Below are 24,754 nucleotides of genomic sequence, written 5' to 3'. Positions count from 1 at the left end.
GTGAAGAGGGCGGATGACTGACGGGCAGGGCACCCAGGTGGCGGTGGACGGAATCGACACGGGCACACCGCATTCGGCGCGCGTGTGGAACTACTGGCTGGGCGGCAAGGACAACTACGAGGTGGACCGCCGGCTCGGCGCGATGATGGAGGAGTCGTACCCCCAGATCATCGAGATAGCGCGCGCCTCCCGGGCGTTCCAGGCGCGGGCCGTGCGCTATCTGGCCGCCGAGGCGGGCGTCCGGCAGTTCCTGGACCTCGGCACCGGCCTGCCGACGGCCAACGCCACCCACGAGGTCGCCCAGGGCGTCGATCCGGCGGCACGCATCGTGTACGTGGACAACGACCCGATCGTCCTCGCCCACGCCCGGGCCCTGCTGACGAGTCGGCCCGAGGGCGCCACGGACTACGTGCACGCGGACCTGCGGGACGCGGCGACGGTCCTGCGCGCGGCCGCCCGCACCCTGGACCTCAGCCGCCCGGTGGCCGTGATGCTGCTCTCGACGCTGGGACACGTGGCGGAGGCGGACGACGCCGCGGCCCTGCTCCGCGGCTATCTGGACGCGCTGCCCGCCGGCAGCCATCTGATGCTGTGCGACACCATCGAGACCCCGGAGACCCGGGCCGCGTCCGACGATTACGCCGACGGTGGCGCCATGCCGTACATCTCGCGGCCCAAGGAGATCGTCGCGACGTTCGCGGACGGGCTCGAACTGGTGGAGCCGGGCTTCGGCTCGATCAGCCTCTGGCGCCCCGAGGAGCCCTTCACCGGAGACCCGGTCGACCAGTGGGGCTTCGTGGCCGCCAAGCCGTAGCCGCCGCGGCCCGGGGTGGCCGGGCCGGGCCCCGGGCCGCTCGGGCGGCTGTCCGGGAGCCCGGCCCGTGGCCCCGGCTCACCCCTGCTCGGGGCCCGGCCGGTCGGTGGCGCCCGGACTGCGGTGCAAGGGCTGTTCGGGCGTGGGCCGCCGCTCCGGCGGGGCGATCGCGAGGGTGACGGGCCCCTCACCGTTCACATGGGCCTCCGTGCCGTGGTGGTGGATCGTCAGGGGATCGCCGAGCAGCAGCGAGTACGTCGCCTTGTCGGGCCCGATCTCCACCTGGAGGCACCGGCCGCGGAACTGGAGCCGGAAGGCGAGGCGGCTGAACTTCTCGGGCAGCCGGGGCGCGAAGCGCAGGCTGTCGCCGTCCCGGCGGGTGCCGCCGAATCCGGCGACCAGCGCCATCCACGTACCGGCCAGCGAGGCGATGTGCAGTCCGTCGCGGGTGTTGTGCTCCAGGTCGGCCAGGTCCATCAGCGCGGCCTCGGCGGTGTAGTCGTACGCCAGCCGCAGATGCCCGGTCCGGGCGGCGACGACGGCCTGGCAGCACGCCGACAGGGAGGAGTCCCGTACGGTCAGCGGCTCGTAGTAGGCGAAGTTCGCGGCCAGTTGGTCGTCGTCGCAGTGGGCGTCGAACCAGGTGCCGCAGGTGTACATCGCCAGCACGAGGTCCGACTGCTTGATCACCTGCTTGCGGTAGAGGTCGAAGTAGGGGAAGTGCAGCATCAGCGGGTACTGGTCGGCGCGGGTGTTCGCGAAGTCCCAGCGCTGGTGGTGGGTGAAACCGGCGTGCTGCTCGTGCACGCCGATCTCCTCGTTGTAGGGGATGTGCACGGCCTCGGCGGCGTCTCGCCAGGCGGCGCTCTCCTCCTCGTTCACACCCAGCCGGGAGGCCTCCTCCGGGTGGCGTTCGCACACGTCGGCCGCGGCGAGGAGATTGGAGCGGGCCATGAGGTTGGTGTACGTGTTGTCGTCCACGACGGCGCTGTACTCGTCCGGCCCCGTGACGCCGTCGATGTGGAACACACCGTGCGGGTCGTGATGGCCCAGCGAGCGCCACAACCGCGCCGTCTCCACCAGGAGTTCCAGGACGGTCTCGCGTTCGAAGGCGGTGTCGCCGGTCACCGCCGCGTGCCGCACCGCGGCGTGCGCGATGTCGGCGGCCACATGGAAGGCGGCGGTGCCGGCCGGCCAGTACGCGGAGCCCTCCGAGCCGTCGATGGTCCGCCACGGGAACGCGGCACCGCGCAGCCCGAGCTGGGTGGCCCGGTCCCGGGCGGCGGGCAGGGTGGCCTGCCGCCAGCGCAGCGCCTCGGCGACCGCCTTCGGCTCGGTGTAGGAGAGGAGGGGCAGCACGAACATCTCGGTGTCCCAGAAGGCGTGGCCGTCGTACCCGGAACCGGTCAGCCCCTTGGCCGGGATGGCCCGTTGTTCGGCGCGGGCACCGGCCTGGAGCACATGGAAGAGGGCGAAGCGGACGGCCTGCTGGATCTCCTCGTCACCGTGCACCTCGACGTCGGCACGGGCCCAGAAGTCATCGAGGTAGGCCCGCTGCTGGGCCACCAGTCCGTCCCAGCCGCCGTGGGCGGCGGCAGCCAGTGCGGCCTCGACCTGATCGCTCATCGCGGGCCGGGAACGGGCCCCCGACCAGCCGTGGGCGACGGTCTTCTGCACCCGCAGCCGCTGTCCCGGCTCCAGGACGGAGGTGATGGTCAGGCGGGCGACATCCGGGTTGCTCTCGCTGCTGGTGGTGATCTCGCCGGGGGCTTCCACGACGTGGTCGGCGGCCACGGCGACCCTGAGGCCGCTGCGCCGGGTGCGGTGGACCAGACGCAGCCGCGACCCGACGGCCTGGTCCTCCTCCGGCTCCAGCGGGGACTGCAGGGCCTTGGCCGTCCGGGGGTCGCCGTCGGACGAGGGCAGGCTCTCGTTGGTGACCAGCTCCGACTGGATGACCACCCTGGTCCTGCTGTCGACGGGCTCCACCTCGTACTGCACGGCGGCGATGGCGCGCTGGGTGAGGGAGACGAGGCGGGTGGAACGCACCCGGACGGTCGTACCGGCCGGGGAGGTCCACTCGCAGCTCCGCTCCAGCACCCCGCGCTTGAAGTCCAGGGTGCGCTCGTGCTTGCGGAGCCGCCCGTAGCGCAGGTCGAACGGCTCGTCGTCCACCAGCAGCCGCAGCAGCTTGCCGTTGGTGACGTTGATGACGGTCTGGCCCGACTCGGGGTAGCCGTAGCCCGCCTCGGCGTAGGGCAGCGGGTGCAGTTCGTACACCCCGTTGAGATAGCTGCCGGGCAGGCCGTGCGGTTCGCCCTCGTCGAGGTTGCCGCGCCAGCCCACATGCCCGTTGGACAGGGCGAACACGGATTCGCTCTGCGCCAGGAGATCGAGGTCGAGAGCCGTCTCGCGCACGCGCCAGGGCTCCACGGTGTACGTCCGGTTGGTGATCACGCGCTGCCTCCGAGCTCGGCGAGGTCCTTGACGACACGGTCGGCGCCGTGGGCGTACAGCGCGTCGGTCTGCCCGACCCGGTCGACGCCGACGACGAACCCGAAGTGCCCCGACCTGCCCGCGTCCATGCCGGCCAGCGCGTCCTCGAAGACGGCGGCCCGGGACGGCTCGACGCCGAGGTCCCGGGCGGCGGCCAGGAAGGTGTCGGGGTGCGGTTTGCCCGGCAGCTTCCGTTCCCGGGCCACCACGCCGTCGATCCGTACGTCGAACAGCCGCTCGGCGTCGATGGAGTGCAGCACGTCGCGGGTGTTGGCGCTGGAGGAGACGATCGCAGTGGCGAGCCCGGCGGCGCGGACCGCGTCGATGTAGCGCAGCGTGCCCTCGTACGGCTCCACACCGTCGGTACGGATCTTCTCCAGGAGGAGCTCGTTCTTGCGGTTGCCGACCCCGTTGACACTCCGCGTGTCCGGTGGATCGTCGGGGGTGCCCTCGGGCAGTTCGATGCCCCGGGAGGCGAGGAAGGAGCGAACGCCGTCGGCCCGGGGGCGGCCGTCGACGTACTCGTCGTAGTCCGCGTCGGAGAAGGGACGGAAGTCCGCTCCGTCACGCTCGCGCAGAAAGGCGTCGAAGGTCGCCTTCCAGGCGGCGGCGTGCACCACCGCCGTCCTGGTGACCACTCCGTCGAGATCGAAGAGACAGGCCTGGATGCCTTCGGGAAGTCCGAGCTGTGTCGTCATGACCCCACAGTTCCCCGCCGGGGCGGGTCCGATCGGATGACACGCTGTGAGGTACGCCGCCTACCTGCCCGGACCCGGGGCCGTCGGCCGGCTCAGCGCCTGCTCCACTTCTGGTTGTCCTGGCCGTTGCAGTCCCAGAGCTGGAGGCGGGCGCCGCCGCCGGTCTGCGCGTTCTTCACGTCCACGCACTTGTTGGCCTGCGGGTTGACCAGGTCGTGGTCGGCGCTCAGCACGAACTGCTGGGCCGGGTTCCCGCTGCACCACGCGATCTGGATCACCGCGCCGTTGTCGTGCGAGCCCCACGCCACGTCCATGCAGAGCCCCATCGAGCGGATGGTGCCGTCCGGGCGGAAGTCCCACTTCTGCCAGTTCTTGCCGGTGCAGTTGGCTATCTGGAGAGGGGAGCCGTCCGCCCCCTTGTGGGCCACCATCTCGATGCAGCGGTTGGAGGCGTGGCCGAAAAGCGTGGTGCCCGGCGCCGCGGTCACCGTGGTGGTGACCGCGGGCTTCGGGGGCGCCTTCTTCGGCTTCTTCGACGGCTTCGGGGTCTTCGGCGCCTCCTCCGTGCTCTTGACCACCGCCGGACCCGCCGCCACGGCGCCGGTCCTCGGCTCGCGCTTCCCGTCGCCTCCCGCGCCCTTGCTCCTGCTCGCGGAGGGCGACGGGGACGGGGACGACGGGGCCGGGTCGGCCGATCCGTAGACGCCGGGTGCCGCGCCGTTGCCCTGGTTGTTCAGCACCGTGCCCGCGTCGGCCACCCGGTCCGCACCTCCGCCGTTTCCCGGGCCCGATCTGTCCAGGGCGCCCGACACCAGGAACGGCACCCCGACCAGCAGCGCCCCCGCGATGGCCGCACCGGCCAGCAGGCCCCGGGACGGGCGGCCGGAGGGACGGGGGGCCGTGGACTTGCCGTCGGCCGCTTGGGCCTCGGGCTCGGCTTCCGCGTCGGGCTCCGCCGTGGCTGTGGCTGTGGCCGTGGCCGTCGGTTCGGGGTCCGGTGCCGTCGCCTGCGCGGCCGCAGCGGCCGGTGTCTCCGGGGCGGGCGTGCTTTCCGGGGTGGCGGGCCCCGGCTCGGCGGTCTTCGCCGGTTCCGGGGCGGCCGCTGCCTCCGGCGCCTCCGGCTCCGGTGTGGTCGGCGTCGCCGCCGACTCGGCCGCCGCGGCCTGGTGCTGCGGTTCGTTCTTGCCGGACATGGTCTTCCTTTCGGGGGGTGGTGTCGCGGGGATCGGGTGGTGCCCGTGGCCGGCGGCCGGGTGGTGTTACGGAGTCAAGCGGCGTCCGTGGTCAGCCCCCGGTGGGTTGGGCGAGAAGCGGCGGCCGTCGAAGTACAGGTCCAGCGGGTCGCCCTCCTCGGGGCCGAACTCACGGACGCCGTCGCCGGGGCCGAGCACCCGCACCTGGCGTCCGGTCTCCCGGGCGACGAGTGCGGCCAGGGTCGCGATGTACGCCGGGGAATCGGGGCGCGCCAGGACCAGGGCGAGGCGCGCGGCGTCGTCGAGTCCGGCCTCTGCCACGGTCACCCGGCCGCCCTGGAGGATCGACTGGGCGCGCAGCGCGTCGGTGAGGGCGTCGATCCGGGCCAGGTCATCGATGCTCACCAGCGTCCCGTCCTCGGGGAGTTCGGCGTCCTCCGGGGCCCGGCGCGCCGTCACGTCCGTACGTGCCCACGCGCGCAGCGCGCCGTGCGGGTCGCGCGCTCCGGTCCACGCCGGGGCGCCGCCCGACGCGGTGAGCAGCCGGGACAGCGAGGCCACGAAGGAGTCCGGACGCTCGCCCCGGGGAACGGGCGGCGGGCCGCCCGCGTCCTCGTCTTCGTCCCCGTCCTCGTCGTCGTCCTCCGAATCCGTGTCGGACGAGTCGGACGCGTCGGACTCCTCCTCGATCCTGGGCGGCGCCGGCCGCCCCGTGCGGATAGGCCAGCCGGCCGGTGTGCGGGCGAACGAGCCCGTCGGGAGCGGCACCGTGCCGTCGCCCGCCGCCGCGCGCTCCGCCTCCAGGAGGGTCACGAGGTCGGTCAGGTCGTTCTGGGCGTTGCGCTGCCGGTCCGCCTGGCGGGCCTGTTCGGCGAGGGCTTCGCCGACCCGGCGTTCGAGGCCGTTCACCCCCTGCTGGGCCGTGTCGAGCGCCGTGACCGCGGCGTCGTGGCGCTCGGTGGCCGCGGTCAGGGCGTCGTGGGCCTCACGGTCGGTCCGCGACGCCGTCGTGGCCGTGTCACGGGCGCGGGTCAGCGCGGCGGCCGCGGCGCCGGCCGCGTCGCGGGCCATGTCGCGGCGGCGGACGGCGTCCTCGGCGGCGTGCCGGGCGGCGTCGGCGGCGCGCTCGGCCGCCCCGGCCGCCGTGACGGCCGCCTCCAACGCGGTGCGGGCACCGTCCCGGCGGACCGTACGGCGGTCGACCGACCCGCTGGAGCGACTGGACCTGTCGGACCGGCCGGACCGGTCCGACCTGCCGGAGCCGCCGGACCTGGCCCCGCCTCGCGCGGCCGCCTCGGCCAACGCCTCCCGCAGGCTGCGTTCCGTCGCCTCCAGGTGCTCCCGCGCGGCGCGGACCGCCTCCTGGGCCTCCTCCGCCGCGTGGGTCGCCGCCGTCGCGCGGGACCGGCGGTCCTCGGCGTCGGCCGTCAGCTCCGCGACGCGGGTGCGCCGTTCCCGGTCGGTGCGTTCGGCGGCGGTGACCGCGCGCTCGGCGGCCGTACGGGCGTCCCGGGCGTCCCGCGCGGCGGCCCGGGCGTCGTCCAGGTCCCGCCTCGCGCGCGCCACCGGGGGGCGGGCCTCGTCCAGGGCCCGGCGCGCGCCGGGCAGTTCGGCCTGGAGCCCCGCCTCCTCGGCGCGGGCCGTCTCCTCCGCGTGCGCCGCCGCATCGAGCGTGCCGACCTGCTCCCGGACGGCCGCCCAGCCGGCGCCGTCCTCCCCCGGGCCGGCCGGCTCCGGTTCGCCGTCGGCGTCGAAGCGGCGGAAGCGCACGCCCTCGTCGTCGCGCAGCGCCAGCTCGACCGGACGGTGCACCAGCGCTGCCGCGCCGGCGGCCGCGTACAGCGCGCGGGCCGTCTGCCCGGGGCCGCCGTCCACGGCCAGCCATATCTGCACGCCCTCCACGGCCGCCCCGTCGTCCGCCCGGACGCCGTCCGCCAGCAGCGTCGGCAGGTCGCGCAGCGGCACCGTACGCCAGTCGCGCAGTACGGCGTCGGCGGCGGCACCGGCCGGGGCGCCCGCCGCGTGGGCGCGGGCGTCGGCGGCCTCCCGCACCAGGGCGGCACCGTCGAACGTCCCGGCGTCGGTGCGGGCGCCGGTCACACCGAGGCCCAGCAGATCGCGCTCCAGGGGGCGCATCCGCACCGTGCCCGTCACGTACCGCACGCCGCCCGGGCCGTGCACCGTGATCAGAGCGTCGGCGAGGATCTCGTGGCTGCGGGTGCCGCGCGAGCCCTCCGGGGCGCTGGTGTTGCCGTGCTTGAGCCAGTCCCGGCGGGTGCCGCTCACGGCGGCGCCGGGGCCGGGGGCCTGCGGCTGGCGGGCCAGCACCGGGACGGTGAAGTTGACGATCTGCCGGTTGTCGTCGGTGGCGGCGAGCCCGCCCTGTGCCGCGAGCCCGGCGGTGACGCCCGCCTGCGAGGAGGACGCCGCGCCGAACGTGCTCAGCCGCAGCCGGTCCACCGTCACATCCCCCGTGTCGGTGACCGGGCGCGGCCGGTACAGCTCCACCGTGAGGCGGGGCGGGGTGCCCGGCGCGCCCTGGAAGGGGTAGGCGCCCGGCATCGTCGTAGTCGGACCGGCCGGGCCGCGCGGGTGGTCCAGCGAGACGGTGCCGGACTGGATCAGCTCGCCCATGCGCACGGCCGTGGCGTCCGCCGATCCGGAGGCGGTCAGGGCACGCCAGGAGCGGGTCAGCGCCGGGGCGACCTCGCCCAGCGCCGCGGCCAGTTCCGCGCCGCCGTCGAAGGCGTACACGGGGGCCGGGCCGTGCGGCACGAACCGGTCCCCGGCGACCGCGGGCCGCGCGGTGTGCCGGGCCACCGGCAACGGCGCGGGCGCGGGGGCCGGTTCGCCGGTCTCGCTGCCGGTGAACCGGAGCGCGGCGGCGGTGTGCACGGTGGTGGTCCGCGCCGGCCGCCCGCCGAAGAGGCGCGCGATGCGGTCGGCGAGCGTGGCGTCCGCCTCGGTGAGGCTCAGCACGCCGTGCTGGAACAGGCTGCCCGGCAGGTCGAGCAGCCACTGCGCGGCCGGGGTGGACCGCACCTCGGCGACCACCCGGTGCGGCACGCCCTCGAAGTCGGCGGCGTTGTCGGTGCGCTGCCAGAAGCGGTCCTCGGCGGAGCGGGTGACGCGCGCCGCGTTGCCGCGGGTCGTGTCGGCGCTGAGCAGCGCGCCCGCCCGGTCGGTGCGCGGGCCGCCGGTGGGCCGCGGGAAGCGCGACTGGAGCTGTACGAACCCGGCGTGCCGCACACTGCGCGCCGTCCGGTCGGTCACCGAGGAGGGCACATGGCCGAGGAACTGCTCGATGCCCGAACCCGTCGCCGCCGGATGCCCGCGCAGCGCGCGCAGCGCGTGGTCGTCGGCGTCCGGCTCGGTGCGCAGCGTCACCTCGACCAACTGGGCCCCGCCGTAGCCGAGATAGCGGAACCGGAAGCGCTGCACATGGCCGGGGCCGCGACCGGCGAGAGTGCGCAGGCCGGCCGTCGAGGACAGGTCCGCCACACGGGTCGCCACGCCCGGCAGATGGGAGGAGTGACCGGGCCGGGTGATACCGGGCGCCTCCTCCTCGATCAGGGCGAGGAGCCGCTGCCGCAGCACGTCGGGGCGCTGCACCGTGCGCGTCGCGTCGGTGAACTGGTCCACCGCGAGCACACTGCCCAGACCCACTTCGCGGGAGACCGTGAAGCGGCGCGGCAGCGGCACCGAGCCCACCGCCGGGCCCGGTACGGCAAGACCGGGCACGCCCGCGAACCACGCGGCGTGCCGCCGGATCTGCGCCGGGGTGGCCAGGAACCGCACCCCGTCCGCCAGGTCCAGCGCCACCGTCACCGCGCGGCCCTCGCCCTGCCCGAACGCGTTGCCGACGACGTTGCGGCGGCCCCGGCGGAAGGTCACCAGCAGCGTCGCGTCGGCCGTGACCCGGTGCTGGGTGCCGCTCTCGGTGGCGGTGCGGTAGGCGGTCGTCGTGGAGCCCAGCGCCCGCGACCGCTCGCTCCGGGCGGTACGGGTGTAACGGCCCGACGGGTTCAGCGTGCCCGGCCGGGACGCCGGTGGCTTGCTCTCCTCCTGCCCGGTGGGCTCGGCGCGGGTCACCAGCACGTCGTCGAAGTCGTTGCCCGCCGCCTGGTCGGCGGCCGGTGTCTGCGCCGACGACGTGTTGCGGACCGCGCGGAAGCCGCCCGCCCACTGCGAGGTGCCTGCCGCGCCCCGCTGCTGCGCCGCGCCGTCGGTGGCGCTCAGACCCGTCTCGAAGTACTGCGCGAAACCGTCCGTTGCCCGGGGCCGCCGCAGCACGCCGCGGATCTCCACCGACAGCACTTCGTCCGAGGCGAGCCCCGGCAGCGTCAGGCCCTCCACCACGTAGGCGCCCTTGAACACCTGGTGCCCCCGGGCCAGCAGCGCGGCGGGGTTGCGCGCGGCGGACAGCATCTCCGCCGCGACCGTCGTCGGGTCGGTGGCCGCCGCGCCCGCCAACGACTCGCCCAGCGCCCGGCCCGCCCGCGCCACCGGACGCGGGGTGCGCCCGGCGACCGCGTCCCGCACGTCGTCCAGCAGACCGCGCGCCGGATGCCCCGGATAGGTGTTGCCGAGCACCGCGCGGAACGCCGAGTCCAGCGCGGCGGACGCCTGGAACACCTCCATGATCGCGTCGTCCGGCAGCAGCACCGTACCCGGCAGCGCGGCGCCCGCCTCGTCGGTCAGGTCGAGCAGGTCCCGGTCGGCGTCCGTGGCCGCCCGCAGCACCGGCGCCGGGGGAGCCGCCGGCACCGGCGCCCCGGCGGGAAGCGTGCGGTGCGTCGGCACCGAGAGGCGCAGGGTGCCCGGCACCCGGTCCGGCGGCGGGCCGGGCGGCTCGGCGGGCGGGGCACCGTGCGGTACGAACGGCACCGCCACCGTCTCGTGCGCGAAACGCACCGACGGCTGCTCGCCGGGGCCCTCGTACAGGTCCAGCGCCAGATCGGCCGGTACGTCGAAGACCTCGCTGCGCTGCCCGGCGCCGCTGCCGATGAACAACTGGTCGTGCCCGACGCCCAGTTGCACGCTGTTGTCGTGCCGCACCTGGTTGCCGCGCACATAGTCGCCGCTGCCGCCCAGCGTCCACGATCCCTTCGGCAGCCCGAACGAGCCGCCACCGCCGTACGAGAGCCCGTACGACGAACCGCGGTGGTCGGCGCCCGCCGCCGACAGCGACGCCACGCCCATGCCCTGCACGTCCGGCAGCACCCGGCTGTGCACACTGTCGCCGCCGCCGCGCACCGCGCTGAGCACCAGCCGCACCCGCCGCGTCCCGGTCGCCGTCGGGATCTCCAGGAACAGCGAGTGGCCACCGTCCAGCATGGCGTCCGTGGCGGCCCGCTGTCCCACCTCCGAACGGCCCTGCTCGAACCGGCGCAGATTGTTCAACTGCGCCTGCACCAAGGCCTCGTCGGGCAGCACCCGGTTGCGCCCCGGTGTGTCGCGGGGCAGGAAGCCCTCCCGCCGCAGCCAGTTCTCGGCGTGCACGAAGAGCGGCGCGGCACCGTCCACGGCCAGCGGTGTCGCCGTCGTACCGACCGACCGCAGGTGCTCCAGCTCCGCGGGCAGCCGTCGCAGCTCGTCCGCCGACGGCGCGTGTCCGTTGGCGTCCTCGGCGGTCAGCAGCCGCAGGTGCATGCCGCGCGGCCAGGCGTCCGGCGTGAACTCCCGCCGCCCGCCGCCCGGCAGGTGCAGCACCAGCGTGTGCCGCACCTCGGCCGGGGCCAGCAGATGGCTGCGGTTGGTGCGCACCGCGTGCATCAGCGCCGTACTGCCGCTCTGCACCAGTTCCTCGTGCGTGCCCGCCTGCACCGACGCCCGGCCCAGCACACCGCCGCCGGGCCGGTGCGAGGCGTTCGGATGCCCCTGCGACCGGTCCGCGGTGAGCGCCGGTCCGACGCTCCCGGACAGGGAGAGCCCGCTGCTGAACCGCGACTGCGAGTCCAGCTTGACCACCTGGGTCAGATGGCTCTCCAGGTTGATCTTCCCGGCCACGCTGCGCCGCAGCGGTTCGCCCACGACGACGTCGGTCCGCAGCTGGAACATGCCCAGGGCGCGCCCCGAGGTGTCGAGCAGCACCGGCGAGAACACCCCCCGGTCCCGCTGCATCGGCAGGGTGCCCCGCAGCAGCGGCTCCGACAGGAACGTCTCCAGCTCCGCCGCCGAGTCCTCGTCCAGGGCGCTCAGCTCGGTGCCGAAGAAGCCCAGCGCCTCCGCGAGCAGCCGCTGCGGCTCGGCGACCGTGTCCACGCCCCACACCGGCAGGTCGTCCAGACCGGCCGCCTCCGGCAGCTCCTCCGCCTCGTCCCGCGCCAGGTGCTGCGGGAACCAGAACGTCACCGGCCCGTGCGCCCGCGGCGGCCCCCAGGTGACCGGCGGCGCCAGCCTCGGCGCGTCCACCCGCACCTCCCACGAGGCCGTGAAGTCGTACGGCTCCGAGGGCTCGTTGCTGCGCTGCGCCGACGTCGTCTGCACCACCGTCGTCACCGACGACGTCGAGGACAGCTGGTTCAGCGTCATCGCCAGGGTCAGCGCCACATCGACACCCCGCACCGGGATCGCACGCGTCACCGGGAACAGGCCCGTCCACGGCAGCAGCAGGGTGCGGATCGTGCCCGACGCCTCCGCGGACACCGACTCCTGGGTGCCGATGCCGCGCCGCTCCACGCGCACGTCCCGCTCGGCGCCCTCCGTCTGCCCGTACCGGGCTGACGCCACCGGGTCCGACAGTCGCATCCGTACGTCCACGGTCCGGTCGCGGCCGTCCACCCGGACGGTGAACCGGAAGCCCAGACTGCCGCGCACATACGGCAGGTTGAGGATCAGCTGCTCACCGCTCGCCACCGCCCGGAGGTGTTCCCTTACCGGGTGCGTGTCCGGGGCGTCCGCCAGGCCCAGGGCGCCCATCACCTGCTGGTGCAGCCCTTCCACCACCGCCGGTGGCAGCGGCTCCAGGTACACCAGGCCCACATTGCCGTCGAGTTGGGCGCCGTAGGCGAGCACATAGGTGGAGGAGGGTGCGGGCACCGGGGCCCGGGAGGTGGGCCAGGCGGGGGCTTCGGTGGCCGGGACGGGGGTGGCGTCGGGGTCGGTGGGGGTGTCGGTGACCGCTTGCGTGTGGTCGTGGAGCTGCGGCCCGGAGTCGGTGACGTCCTCGATGGTGGCGAGGTAGCGGTGGGGGAGCGGTGCGGGGGTTTCGATGGTGGCCATGAGGCCGTCGGTGTGCACGGCCGTGGCGTCGGGGTGGTTGCGGAAGAGGAAGTCGTTGTCGCGCTGTTCGTCGGGCAGGCCGAGGTAGTGCAGGAGTTCGTGCAGGAGCTGGCTGTCGGTGTGGTTGAGGTCGAAGTGGGTCTGGTCGGGCCGTGCGGGGGTGTCCGTGTGCGTCAGGGCGATGGCTTCCGGGTGCTCCGGGCTGTCGACGAGGTTGACGTCGACATGGAGCTGGTCGCCCGAAGTGGGCAGCGCGTAGCCGGTGTTGAGGTGGCGGTCCACGAGTTTGCCGAGGCGCTCCGCGAGCCGGGCGGTGTGCTGGGTGTCGGCGGCGTTGACGGGGAGGTTGAGGGTGTAGTCGCGTACCCACTGGCCGCTCGGGGCCTGGATACGGCGGACCTGGGCGCGGATGAGGGTGGTGGCGCCGGAGAGGAGTCCGGGCCGGGGAGCGTCGGCGGTGGGGTCGGCGTGCGGGTCGAAGCGTTCGGTGCGGAGGGTGGCGGGGCGTGCGTGCGGGCGCAGGTGGTGCCAGGTGTCGGGGTGCGCGGGCCGGGCGACCCGGGGTGCGGGCCGGTCGTCGCGGGGGTCGCGGCGGGGTGCGGGGCGGCGGCGTCCGGCGGGCCGGGTGCTGGGCGCGTCCTGCGGGCCGCGCGGCGCACTGGACGTCGGGAGCGCGGTGAGCGGGGCCGCGTCGCTGGCGGTGTAGTGGTTCAGCCCCCAGTAGTGGACCTCCAGGACCCGGCCCGCGGTGGGTGAGCCGACGCGGGTCACCGTGCCGAGGCCTGTCGTGGGATCGGGCCGCAGCACCTCCACCGTGACGCCCAGGGTGTCGGCGAGCAGCGGCAGGAACATCTCGCCCTGGTCGCTCTGCCAGGCGCCGGACCAGTTCCGCACGGCGGTGAGGGCGTGGTTCAGCTCCTCGTCCGTGAAGGGGACGGTGCTCTCGGTGTAGGCGGAGTCGATGACCTGACGGAGCTGGGCGTCGTCCAGCTCGGCGAGGGAGGGCAGCCGGCCGGTGTCGTGCAGGTGGCTGAACATCTGGATGACACCGGGGTCGGCCGGGCGGTCGGTCACCCCGTCCTCGGTCAGCGCGGCGTCGAAACGGGCGTTGAGGTCGTTCAGCTCCTCCGGCCGGCGCACCCCGTCGATGCCGTAGCGCCGGGCGGTGGTGAGGAGCTGGGAGCGGTTCATGGCGGCCGTGGTCCGGGTGAAGCGCGGTGCCAGCGTCTGGCGGACCTGGCCCACCACGTCCTGCGGCAACGGCCGTCCGCCCCGGTGCGCGTCGAGCAGCCGCTGTTCGGCCGCCGAGCGGAGGTGGTCGGCGGCGATCAGCAGATGGTGGCGCGCCTGCCGGGCCGCGGGGGAGGTGTCGCCGCGGGCGGCCAGGCTCAGACCGGTGCGCACGTCGTCGGTGCGGCCCAGCCAGGCGTACGTCTCCGGGGCCCGGGTGCTCAGTCCGGGCACCCGCTCGCGCACACGCTGCGGGTCGGTGCCGATGAACGTGTAGAGGATGCAGCGGCCGTCGCCGATCGTGGGCACGGTGTTGCCGCGCGGCGCGCGCACCTGGAAGGGCTCGGAGGGGGGCGGCGGCGGTGCCGTGCTCTCGGGCTCGGGCTTGGATTCGAGCTCGGGCTCGGGCTCGGGCTCGGATTTGGGCTCGGGGTCCGGGTCGGCGTCGGATTCGGAGCGGGCGTCGCCGTCCTTGCTGTCCTTGCCGTGCTCGGAGGTGCCCTCGCTCTTGGGCGGGACCGGAGGCGTCGGCTCCGGCACGGTGAGCGCGGTCTCCACCTCGGACGGGTCGTCACGGTCGTCGGAGTCGCGGTCGTCGGAGTCGTGGTCCGAGACGACCGAGGCGGTGGAGTCCCGCTCGGCGTCGGAATCGGCGTCGGTATCGGTGTCGTCCCCGGTGGCGGGGGTGTTGCCGGTGGACGGGGCGGCCGTCCTGGGCAGCCCGGAGCCCGGCGGGTGCGGGGCCATGGCGGACAAGGACGTCCGCGAGGGCGCCACCGCCGCGGGCCCGTTCGCCAGGACCGGCCCTGCCGCCGCGGGCAGGGCGCTCTCCGCATCGGCGCGCCGGGTGGCGGCGTCGTCGCGGCGGCCGAGGATGCCGGCCAGTGCACGGTCGATCTCGCGGAGGCTCAGCTCGGCCCGGTCGTGCGCCTCCTGCGCGTCCTGGCGGGCCAGGTCGGTGTCGTCGGCGTGGCCGCGTGCCGTGTCGGCGTCGGCGCGGAGGTCGCGTGCGGTGTCCCGGAGGTCCGGGAGCTGGGCTTCGAGCTCCTTGAGGGCCGCGTTGTCCCGGGCGAGGGAGACCTCGGACTGCCGGAGGTTCGTCCGGTCGAGCGCCATCTTCTGGCGGACGCTGTCCAGTTCGCCGTCGATCCGGTCGACCTCGGCGGTCGCGGCGTCGATCCGCTCGGTGAGCCGCGAGTCGACGGCGGGGGGCGTCGCGGGGGCGGTCGTGGGCGTCGTCGAGGTGCCGGTTCCGGTGGCCGGGTCCGGCGCGGGGGGCGCGGCGGCGGATTCGTTCAGGGCGTCGAGCCGGGCCTGCGCCGCCTTCAGGTCGGCGTCGAGACGGGTCTCCCGGAGCCCGTCCTCGGTGAGGGATGCGGTGAGTGTGTCGATCGTGCCGCGGGTGGTGGCGATGTCCGTGGTCAGCTTGTCGATCCGGCCTTCGAGGTCGCGGACGTCCTGCTCGGCCCCGTCGGCCCCGGTCTCCGCCGAGGTGGCCGCCCGGTCGGCGTCGTCGGCAGCCTTACGCGCGTCGTTCAGCGCCGTGACCGCGTCGCGCAGGCCGTCCACCGCGTCCGTCCGCAGGTTCCGCATCCCGGTCTCGTCGGCGAGGGCCTGCGCGTGGTCGCCGTGGGCGCGGTGCAGGTCGTTCGCGACGGTCTCGAAGCCGGACCAGGCGCGGTCCAGCGCCGGATCGCCGAGGGGCGGCGTGCCCTCCGTGCCCGGCGCCCCGGACGGGGTGGTCCTCAGAACACCGTCCGGGCCGAACGACCAGAACCGCAGCCCCTCCGGCCCATGCGTCACCAGCTCCACCGGACGCCCGGTCAGCCGGGCCGTACGGGACGACCCGTACAGCGCGAGGGCGAGCCGGGAGCCGTCCGGGTCCGTGCCGGTCGCCAGCCAGAACTGGTACCCGTCGTCGTCCGGATCGACCCCGGCGATCAGGGCGTCCGGCAGGTCGCGCGGCGGTGTGGACGCCCACTGCCCCGGTGCCGCGCCGGTCTGCGAGGCCAGCAGCGCGGGCAGGTCGTAGACGCGCGGGAGGGGCCGGGGCGGCGTGATGCCGTGGCCCAGCGCGTCGCGCTCCTCGATGCGGAGGGTGGCCGTACCGGTGACGTGCCGCACCCCCTCGGGGCCGCTGACCTGGATGTGCACGTCCGCCTGGACCTCGTACCCACGCGTTCCGCGACCCTCGGCCGGGGCACTGGTGCTGCCGGTCTTCAGCCACTCGCGGCGCCCGCCGGACACGTTGCCGCCGAAGTTGCTGGGGTCGATGGGCCGTTGCAGTACGGGCGGAGTGGCGCCGACCAGATTGCGGTCGGGGTCGTCGGCGCTCAGCACGAACGGCAGGGACAGGCCGAGGCCGGTGTCGTTGCCGGAGACCGTGCCCGAGGTGTCGGTGACGATACGCAGCCGGTCCACGGCGACGTCGCTGCTCTCGGTCACCACCCGGGGCCGGTACAGGGACACCGTCAGGGTGGGCCCCTCCGGGGAGTCCAGGAGCGGGAAGGCGCCCGGCATGGTCGGCAGCATCCCGCCGACCTGACGCGGGTTGTCCAGGGTGATCGAACCGGCCTGCAGCAGCTCCCCGAGGCGCACCGAGGCGTTCTCGTCGGAGGTGGACGCGGGCTGCGCGCGCCAGCCGCTGCCGGTGGCCGGCGCCACCTGGTCGAGGGCCGTGTAGAGCTGGTCCCAGGCGTTGAACCCGTACACCGGGGTGTTGCCGTTCGGGTGGAACAGCCCGTCGTCGCGCAGCCCGGGCTGCCCGTGCGGCGCCGGACGCGGGTCGACCCGGGACACCGAGACGGGGACCGGCAGCGGGTTGCCCCCGCGCGGTGCCTCCGTCTCGCCGCCCGCGAACCGCAGGCTGACGTGGGCCGGGACCCGGGCCCGGCCGCCGATCTCACCGGCCAGGGTGCGGCTGATCCAGCTCCGGGTCTGCGCGTCGGCGTCGTTCCAGGCGATGAAGCCGCGCTGCACCAGCGCGCCCACCACGTTCGGCGGCCAGTCCGTGACCCAGGTGGAGCGGACGGTGGCGACCAGTTCGTAGTCCAGGCCGTCGAAGTCGGCGGCGTTGTCGGTGCGCAGCCAGAACCGGTCCTCGGCGGTACGGCCCCGCTTGTCGGTCTTGACACTGGCCGACGTCCACTGGCCGGAGGGGCCGAGCCGGTCGGTGCGGTCGTCCGCGTCGGGCCGGGTGAAACGGGCCGTCGGATTGACGGTCACCCGGTGCTGCCGGCTCACCGTGTCCGCCGTGGACCGGCCCGCCGGGGTCTGCGACGTCCAGCTCTCCAGACCGGACTTGTCGCCGGGGGCGGCCGTGCCGCGGCGCGCTCCCCGGTTGGCGGCGGTGGTCGTGGGCCGGGCCGAGAACGTCACCTCGACCAGCGCCGCGCCGCCGAACCGGTGGTGCCGGAAGCCGAACCGGGCCTGTCCGCCGCCGCGTCCGATCAGCGCGCGCTTGCCCGCGGTGCTCGTCTGGTCGGCGATCAGGGCCGCGACGCCCGGCAGGTAGGAGGCGTGGCCGGGGGTGGTCACGCCGGGGGCGTACCGGTCGAGGAGGCCGCGCACCTCGTTCTGGAACCGCTGACGCTGCGCGGTGCCCGGCAGCCCGGCCGGGCCCAGCTCGGTGACCGAGGTGACCGCGGCCAGGCCCAGCGTGCCGTCCCGCACATAGCGGCTGGGCAGCGGCGGGCTCGCCAGACCGGTGGGCGGCACGTCGGCGGGCAGCCCCTCGACGCCGCCCATCCACGGCCGGTCGCGGCGCAACTGGCTGTCGGTCATCAGGAATTGCAGACCCTGCGGCACGTCCACGGCGAGTTGGACGGTCTGCCCGTGGGTGTAGCCGACGAAGTTCGCGAACGCGTTGCGGTGCCCGGAGCGGACGGTGATGACATAGGTGAGGTCGGCCGTGACCCGGTGCTGGATGCCCGTCTGGGTCGGCACCCGGTTGGTCGTCGTCGTACTGATCGAGGTATCGGACTTGTCCGTCTTGCGGTCGTACTGGTAGCGCCCGGACGGGTTGAAGCGGGACGGCTGCCGGGTCTCGGACGTGCTGGGCTGCGCTGTGGAGGTGGCGCCGTCCTGCTGCGGGTTCGGCTCCGGGTCGGTGGCGGGTGCGGGCGACTTCGGGTTGTTCTGTGTCGCCGTGCCCGCCAGCCCGAACTGGTGCGTCTTGCCGAGGCCCTTGAGCTGCTGCGCCGAGTCGGCGGCGGAGACGTCCGACTCCATGTACTGGCTCGGGCCGGACGTCAGCCGCGGGTGGTGCGCGACGGCCTGTATCTCCACGGAGAGCTGTCCGTCGGCGCCGAGACCCGGCAGGGTCAAACCCTCCACCACGTAGCTGCCGCCGAGTATCTGCTGTCCGCGCGCGACCAGCGAACCGGGCGACAGCGCCGCGGTCCGGGACTCGGCGGCCACCGTGGTGGGGTCGGCGAACGGGTTGCCGGTGAGCGAGTTGCCGAGGAACCCGGTGAAGCGGCCCAGCAGCGAGGGCGCCGGGGTGAGGGAGACCGGCCCGGGGGCCGGAGCGGTGGTGCCGGTGGGGGGCGCCGCGCCGGTGACGATGCGCTGGAAGGCGTCCTGGAGAGCCGCCGCACCCCGCATCACGTCCACCAGGGCGTCGTCCGGGACCCGCACCACGTCCGGGCGCGGCCGCCCGGCGCCGTCCGTCAGCGCCAGCCGGTCCCGGTCGAGCCGGGAGACCGGGCGTACGGTGAACGGCTCGCCGGCCGGCGCCGGGGGCGGGGCGTCCAGGGTGCGGCCGTGCGGCACGCCCAGCCGGACCGTGCCCGGCACCCCCGCCGGTACGGTGCCCGGCGCGGACTCCAGGTCACCGGGCGGGTGCGGCCGGGGCTCCGGGGTGCCGAAGCGGACGCGAGGACCGGGGCCCGTGCCCTCGTACAGATCGAGCGTGAGGCGGGCGGGCACGTCGAACTCGTGGGCGTCCTGGCCCGAGCTGATGAAGAACTGGTCCTGTCCGACCGTCGAAGAAGTCGTGTTGCCGAGCGAGGCGTTGCCGACGTACTGGTAGTCGCCGGTGCCGCTCAGCGTCCAGGCGCCGTTCGGCGTGGGGAAACTGGGGCCGCCGCCGAAGCCGAGGCCGCCGCTGTAGCTGTTGCCGAGCCTGCCGTTGCCGCCCGCCGTCGAGGACGACACGCTGATGACGGCGATGCCGGGGAGCACCCTCCTGTGTACGGGCGGCCGGTCCCGGTCCGCGGTCGCGCCGAGCACCAGCCGCACCCGGCGCCGCCCCGCCGACGAGGGCGTCTCCAGGAACAGCGAGTGGCCACCGTCCATCATGGAGTCCGTCGCACCCCGCAGCCCCAGCCCGGAACGCAGCTCCTGGAGCCGTCGCAGGTTGTTCAACTGGGCCTGCACCAACGTTTCGTCGGGCAGCCGGCCCCGGCGCGGCGCGCTCGCGGGAGGCGGCAGGAAGCCCTGTTCGCGCAGCCAGGTCTCGGCCTCCGCGAAGAGCGGGGCCGTGCCCTCCACGCCGAGCGGCGCCGTCGACTGCCCGATCGAGCCGAGCGACGCCAGCTCGGCGGGGAGCTGCCTGACCTCGGACTCGGTCGGCGCGTGGCCTCGGGCGTCGTCCGCGCTGAGCATGCGCAGGTCGAGGCCGTGCTGCCAGGTTCCCGGCGTGTACGAGGCGGTGCTGCCGTCCGGCCGGATCAGGGTGACGGTGTACGAGACGTCGGCCTCGGTCAGCAGATGGCTGCGATTGGTGCGCAGCGCGTGCACGGAGGCCGCCGAGGAACTCGTACCGAAGGCGTTCTGCGCGCCGAGCTGGACGGTGCCCTTGCCGCTGAAACTCCCGCCGATGGAGCCGGCGGCGTCCGGGTGGTCCTGCCGCGTATCGCCGGTGAACGACGGGCCGATGCTGCCGGCGAAGGTGACACCGCTGTTGAACGTGGTGTTCTGGTCGTTCTTGACCGTGTTGACGAGGTGGCTCTCCAGGTTGATCTTCGCGTCGATGCTCTTGGCGACCGGCGCGGTCGGTGTGACCCGCGCGTCCAGCCGCACCATGCCGACGGCCCGGCCGTTGCCGTCCGTCAGCACCGGCGAGTACAGGCCGCCGTCGCGCTGCATCGGCAGCGTGCCCCGTAGCACCGGTTCGGAGAGGAAGTCGGCGAGCTGCGAGGAGGAGGTGGCGTCGAGGTCGGCGCGGAAGTGCGCCGCCGCGCCCTCGTACAGCCGCCGGGGGTTCAGCACCGAGTCGACGCCCCACAGCGGCAGGTCGTCCAGGGCGGCCGGGGCGGGCAGCTCCTGGGTGGGGTCGGCGTCCGCGTCCACCAGGTGCTGCGGGAACCAGGCGGTGACCGGCCCGTGCTGCCGCACCGGCGACCAGCCGTCCGTGGGATCGCCGTCGGTGGAGTCGCTGTCGGGGGTCGGGGCGGTCGGCGCGGGAGCGTCCACGCGGACCTGCCAGTTGCCGGTGAAGTCGTAGGCCCGGGACGGCTCGGCGCTGCGCTGGGCGGTGGTGGTCTGCGTGACCTGGGTGACGGTGAGGGAGCCGTCCGCCTGGTTGTGCGTGAGGGTCGCGGACAGCGCCATGTCCAGCGAACGGACCGGACCCGGCGCGTTGATCGGCAGCGAACCCGTCCACGGGACCGGGATGGTCGAGAACGTGCCGGACGGCTGCGCCGAGACGTTCTCCCGGGTGCCCTGGCCGCGCCGCTCCACGTGCTTGTCGGGGTCGCTGGTGTCCAGCTCGCCCTGCCGCGCGGACGGCCGCCCCCCGTCCAGGGCCAGCCGTACGTCCACGCTCCGGTCGGTGCCGTCGACGCGCAGCGTGACGCGGTGGCCGCCGAGGCTGCGCAGATACGGCAGGTGCTGGGTCATCTGCGACGCGGACAGCACGTCCCGCAACTGGGCGAGGACCGGGTCGTCGGGGCGCGGGGCGGGGCGGCCGAGGGCGGTGATCACCTGCCGGTGCACGGCGTCCACCACGTCCGGCGAGAACGGCTCCATGAGCACGAGCCCGACCTGCCCGTCGTGCCGCCGCCCGTAGCCGCCGAGATACGAGGGGCGGGGCCCGCGTCCACCGGTCGTCCCGGACTCCGGCTCGGGGTCCGGGTCCGGATCAGGCAGGGGTGTGGTGTGACCGTCCGTCGTGGTCAGCGTCAGCTCCGGCACCAACGGCGGGGGCGTCGCTTCCTCTGAGGTGACGACGGGTGGCGGCGTGGCTTCCTCGGAGGTGACCACGGGCGGGGGCGCCGCTTCCTCGGCGGTGACGACGGGCGGGGGCGCGGTCGTGTCGGCCGGGACCGGCGCCGACGTGGTGCTGATCGGGACCATCGGCACGGCTTCCGGGTCCGAGACCGGGTCGACGGGCTTGGTGACGGGCGGGACGACCGGCGCCGGAGGGTCCGCGCCGAGGTCGCCGGTGACCGTTACGGGCGGCGTCGCGGCGTCGCGCCGCTCACCGTCGGGGCGCGGCCGGGGGGCGTCGGCGGGGTCGCCCACCAGCGTCCCGATGAGCTGGAGGTGCCGGGGCCGCAGCCCGCCCGGCTGGTAGCCGGCCGGGTCCGACGGGTGGGCGAGGACGCCGGTGACCGGGGGCGCGTCGCCCATCAGGCTCTCGTTGCCGCCGCGGTGCGGTGCGGCGGGGTCGAGTCCGCTCTCGTCGCGCAGGCCGAGCTGGTGGCCGATCTCGTGGGCCAGCGCCGAGTCGGAGATGTCCGCCGGCCACGCGTGGTGCGTGGTGGGCACGCCGTCCGCCGGGTCGGTCAGGGTGACGTCCAGGTGCGGTGTCTGCCCCTCGGCGGCCGGAACGACGGTGACGTGCAGCCGGCTGCCGTCGGGCAGGCGGTGGTCCGGGGCGTTGAACACCCGCTGCACGCCCTCTTCGAGCCGCTGCCGCACCCCGTCGGCCTGCGGACCGAGCTGCGGGTCGCCCGTCACGCGGTAGGTCACGGTGAGATCGGTGACGGGCTCACCGCCGTGCGTGAACTGCCGTACGTCGAAGGAGGAACGCACCACGTACTGCGTCGGCCTGCCGTCCGGGCCCGTGGGCCGCGACACCGGGTCGACCCAGGTGTGACTCCGCGGCGACGGCGTCGCGCCGTCCCGCGCCTCCCCGAAACTGCCCGGCGCGTGGTGGGGCGCCGGGGCGACGGGCGGCGTCGGGGTCAGGACCACGGGCTCGGGTACGGCGTTGGGCACCGGGTCCGGTATGTCGTTCTGTACGGGGTCCGGTGCTTCGTTCCGGACGGGGTGCGGTGGCTCGTTTCGTACGGGGTGCGGGGGCGAGTCCGAGGACGAGGTGTGCACGGGCGTCGGGTGTGGGGTGGCACCGACGGTCGGTGCGTTGCCGGGTGTGCCGTCCGGGGCGGTTGTCTGGGGGAGGCCGGTCGGCGGCGGTGTCGTGCTGCCGGTGACGATCGGCTTGGGCGCTTCGGTGACGGGGTCGTGGGCGGTGGTGTCTCCGGTGGAGTCGGGGTCGGGGTCGGTGACGTCACTCTCGGCGATGCTGTCGGTGTCACTGAACACGGAGTCCGTGTCCGAGTCGCTCTCGGTGTCGGTGTCGGTGTCCAGGCCGGTTCGGGCGTCCGTGTCCGTGTCCGTGCCGGTCGTCGTCTTCGTGCCGCCGGGCTGCGGTGAACTCCCTTGGTGCGGTGCACCGTTGGTGGTCGGCGGCTGCTGCTGAACGGTCTGCACCGGCGCCGGATTGCCGGTCGCCGGGTGGGTGGCCGGGCCGTTGCCGTCGAGGTTCGGGGCATCGCTGTGGACGTTTACCCCGTCGATCTTGACGGGCTCGATGTGCACACCGTCGAAGTGCACGTCCGGCGGGCCGTCGGTGGTGACCTTGCTGCCGGTCACCTCCACGTCCAGGTCGGGGGACTGGGTCGGAGGCCGGACGGCGACCGGTCCGTTCCGTCCGCCGCCCGTGGGGGACGGGCCCGGTGTCGTCACACCGTCGCCCGGTCCCGGGGTGGGCGCGCCGGGGTCGGGGCCCTTGCCGTCGCCGTTGCCGTTGCCGGGGCGGGGAGCGCCGTCCGCCGAGGAGTCGTCCGGTGTGTCCGGGAGGTGCGCGGTGTTCACGGTGGGCGGCTTGGTGAAGTTGAACTTGTTGCCCAGGGCGGACGCGCCCTGCCCCAGGTGCCGTTCGCTGACCGCGCTCAGCCCGCCGCCGAGGAAGGTCATCGGGCCCTCGACGGGGAGGTGGAAGATCGCTGCCGTGGCCAGCTCGCCCAGCGCCTCCGCGCCGCCCTCGGTGAGGAAGTGGCCGATGTCCTCACCGAACTCGTGCTTGATCCGGTCCCCGAGTCCGGGCGTGGGGGTGTGGGGCGGCTTGGGCAGCGGGACCGGATTGGGCTTGGGCGTGGGGGTCGGCTCGGGGCCCGGCTTCGGCGTCGGCTTGGGGTCCGGCTTGGGCGTCGGCTTCGGGTCCGGCCTGGAGGAGGGCCCGTCGTTGAGGTGATGGTGGTCGAACTTGTTGTTGTGGAACTTGTTGCCGTTGCCGTCGATGTTCTTGAACGGGTTGTTCCCGTGGCCCCAGAGGTCCTTGAAGTTCTTCTTCAGGTTCTTGAGGATGTCGTTGAGGAACCCGTGGAACAGTCCGGTGAACGCGCCGAAGACACCGTCCTGGACGATCTGCGACCAGTCGAAGCCGTGCGGCCGCCGCCCCTTGGGCGCGCCCAGCATCATCGCGAGGCGGACCGCGAACGTCGTGAACGCCTCTTCGATCATCTCGGAGAGGGTCGGCAGCAGATGGGTGCGCTTCATCAGCCAGTCGAGCAGCGTGAGGATCGCCACCCGGCTGCGTGCCTTGGCGACCGCCGCCTGGCTGGACGCCGAACCGCCGGTGAAGATGGACAGCGCCATGATGATGGCCAGTTCGATCAGCAGCCGGATCAGCTCGGCGATGATCTGCCACTTGGCCTCCATGATGTCCATGGAGGACTTGGTGCGCGCCTTCTCCAGGTCGTCGAGCTGGTCGGCGAAGTCCTTCAGGTAGTTCTTGCCACCGTTGTCCAGGAACAGGTGCATGGCCTTGACGTACTGGTTGCCCACCTGCGGCGGCAGCGAGCGCCCGACGCCACCCGCGGTCTGCTCGATCAGATCAGACAGGTCCCGCACCCGCCGCCCCAGCCGCCCGTACGGACGGCCGTTGGCGTAGGCCATGTCCTCGTCGGCCTGCAGCATTTTCTCACCGATCAGCACGAAAAGGAGATTGTTCAGCTGCGGCGAAACCTGGATGCTCATCGGGCGCGGTCCGGTCCGTCAGTGCCTGCCGCCGCCGTGCGTGCCGCCGGAGACGTTGCTGTTGTCGATGTGGGACTCGTGGATCGCGTCGAGGTTGCCGCCCAGCGTGGTCAGGACGCTCTTCAGGTTGGCGAGCGTGCCGTCGCCCACACCGACGATGGCCTCGGTCAGGGCCTTGCCGGTGTCCACCGCGCCCTCCCGCTGCTTCTTCTCCTGCGGGATCATCGTCTTGGCGTAACTGTCGTCCTTGCCGGGCCAGTCGCTGGTCTCCGACACGTCGTGGAAGAACTCGTTGAACATGTCGACGGCGTAGTCGCTGATCGCCTGGAGCTGCCGGGTACCGCCGGCCAGGCCGGGAATGCTGGCGTAGTACGCGTTCTCCGTCATCGTCTCCTCAGTCCTCCGGGTCTTCGCTGATCTCGTCACGGAGCCGGCCGGAGCCGCGGCGGCGATCGCCCTTCGGGCCCTCCAGCACGCCGGGCCCGAAGATCTTGTTCCAGTCCACGTCGAAGCCGGTGAGTTCGGGCGCTTCCGCGTGCGCCTGGGTGAACGGCTCGAAGGTGGACATCACCCGCCTGGCCATCCGGGCGCGCGCCTCCTGCGCCGCCTCCAGCACGCTGGCAGCGAGCTGACCTGCGGGCATCGTACGGTACTTGTCGTCCAGGAAGGTCAGTGCGGTCATGTCGCCCTGGGCGGAGACGGTCACCTCGACCGAGCGGTCCGCCGAGCGCACCGTCGCCTCGGCGTGGGCCAGTTCGCTCTCGGCGCGCGCCACCGCGGCCTCGGTCTCCTCCAGCTCCGCCATCGCCTTGGCCAGCCGCTGTTCGATCGACTCACTGTTCACCGCGCACTCCCTCTCCCGTTCTCTCCTGCCTCGCCCCGCGTGCGTC

General features: G+C 74.2%; 7 protein-coding genes. 1 reads left to right on the top strand and 6 read right to left on the bottom strand.

Going from position 1 to position 24,754, the window contains the following annotated elements; translation table 11 throughout:
• The first annotated feature begins 13 nt into the window (after positions 1 to 13).
• Positions 14 to 814 carry an SAM-dependent methyltransferase gene (locus OHS17_RS04695; RefSeq protein WP_330311181.1) on the top strand — a complete coding sequence of 267 codons (801 nt, stop codon included), beginning with the start codon at positions 14 to 16 and terminating at the stop codon, positions 812 to 814.
• A 78-nt stretch (positions 815 to 892) separates the two neighbouring features.
• On the opposite strand, the gene OHS17_RS04690 is transcribed toward OHS17_RS04695, so the two are convergent.
• The 6 genes from OHS17_RS04690 to OHS17_RS04665 form a co-directional block, all read right to left on the bottom strand.
• Entirely contained in the window at positions 893 to 3,271 is a 2,379-nt protein-coding gene (locus OHS17_RS04690) for a glycoside hydrolase family 65 protein (RefSeq protein ID WP_330311180.1), read from the bottom strand.
• A complete protein-coding gene (locus OHS17_RS04685; RefSeq protein WP_330311179.1) occupies positions 3,268 to 4,008 on the bottom strand; it encodes a beta-phosphoglucomutase family hydrolase in 741 nt (246 codons plus the stop codon). The genes OHS17_RS04690 and OHS17_RS04685 overlap by 4 nt, the downstream gene beginning before the upstream one ends.
• A gap of 92 nt (positions 4,009 to 4,100) precedes the next feature.
• Positions 4,101 to 5,201: an RICIN domain-containing protein gene (locus OHS17_RS04680; RefSeq protein WP_330311178.1), complete on the bottom strand. Its 1,101-nt coding sequence runs from the start codon at positions 5,199 to 5,201 to the stop codon at positions 4,101 to 4,103.
• Positions 5,202 to 5,267: 66 nt separating this feature from the next.
• Positions 5,268 to 23,864: a hypothetical protein gene (locus OHS17_RS04675; protein ID WP_330311177.1), complete on the bottom strand. Its 18,597-nt coding sequence runs from the start codon at positions 23,862 to 23,864 to the stop codon at positions 5,268 to 5,270.
• A gap of 18 nt (positions 23,865 to 23,882) precedes the next feature.
• Complete coding sequence (locus tag OHS17_RS04670) at positions 23,883 to 24,251, bottom strand: hypothetical protein (RefSeq protein WP_161211794.1); 369 nt, start codon at positions 24,249 to 24,251, stop codon at positions 23,883 to 23,885.
• Positions 24,252 to 24,258: 7 nt separating this feature from the next.
• Positions 24,259 to 24,708 (bottom strand): YbaB/EbfC family nucleoid-associated protein, encoded by a 450-nt coding sequence (locus OHS17_RS04665; RefSeq protein WP_018105147.1) that lies wholly within the window; start codon positions 24,706 to 24,708, stop codon positions 24,259 to 24,261.
• Between the last annotated feature and the right edge of the window lie 46 nt (positions 24,709 to 24,754).

The organism is Streptomyces sp. NBC_00523, assembly GCF_036346615.1.
Classification (GTDB): Bacteria; Actinomycetota; Actinomycetes; order Streptomycetales; family Streptomycetaceae; genus Streptomyces.
Note: the sequence above shows the minus strand (reverse complement) of the source record. Positions and strands in the feature narration are given on the sequence as shown.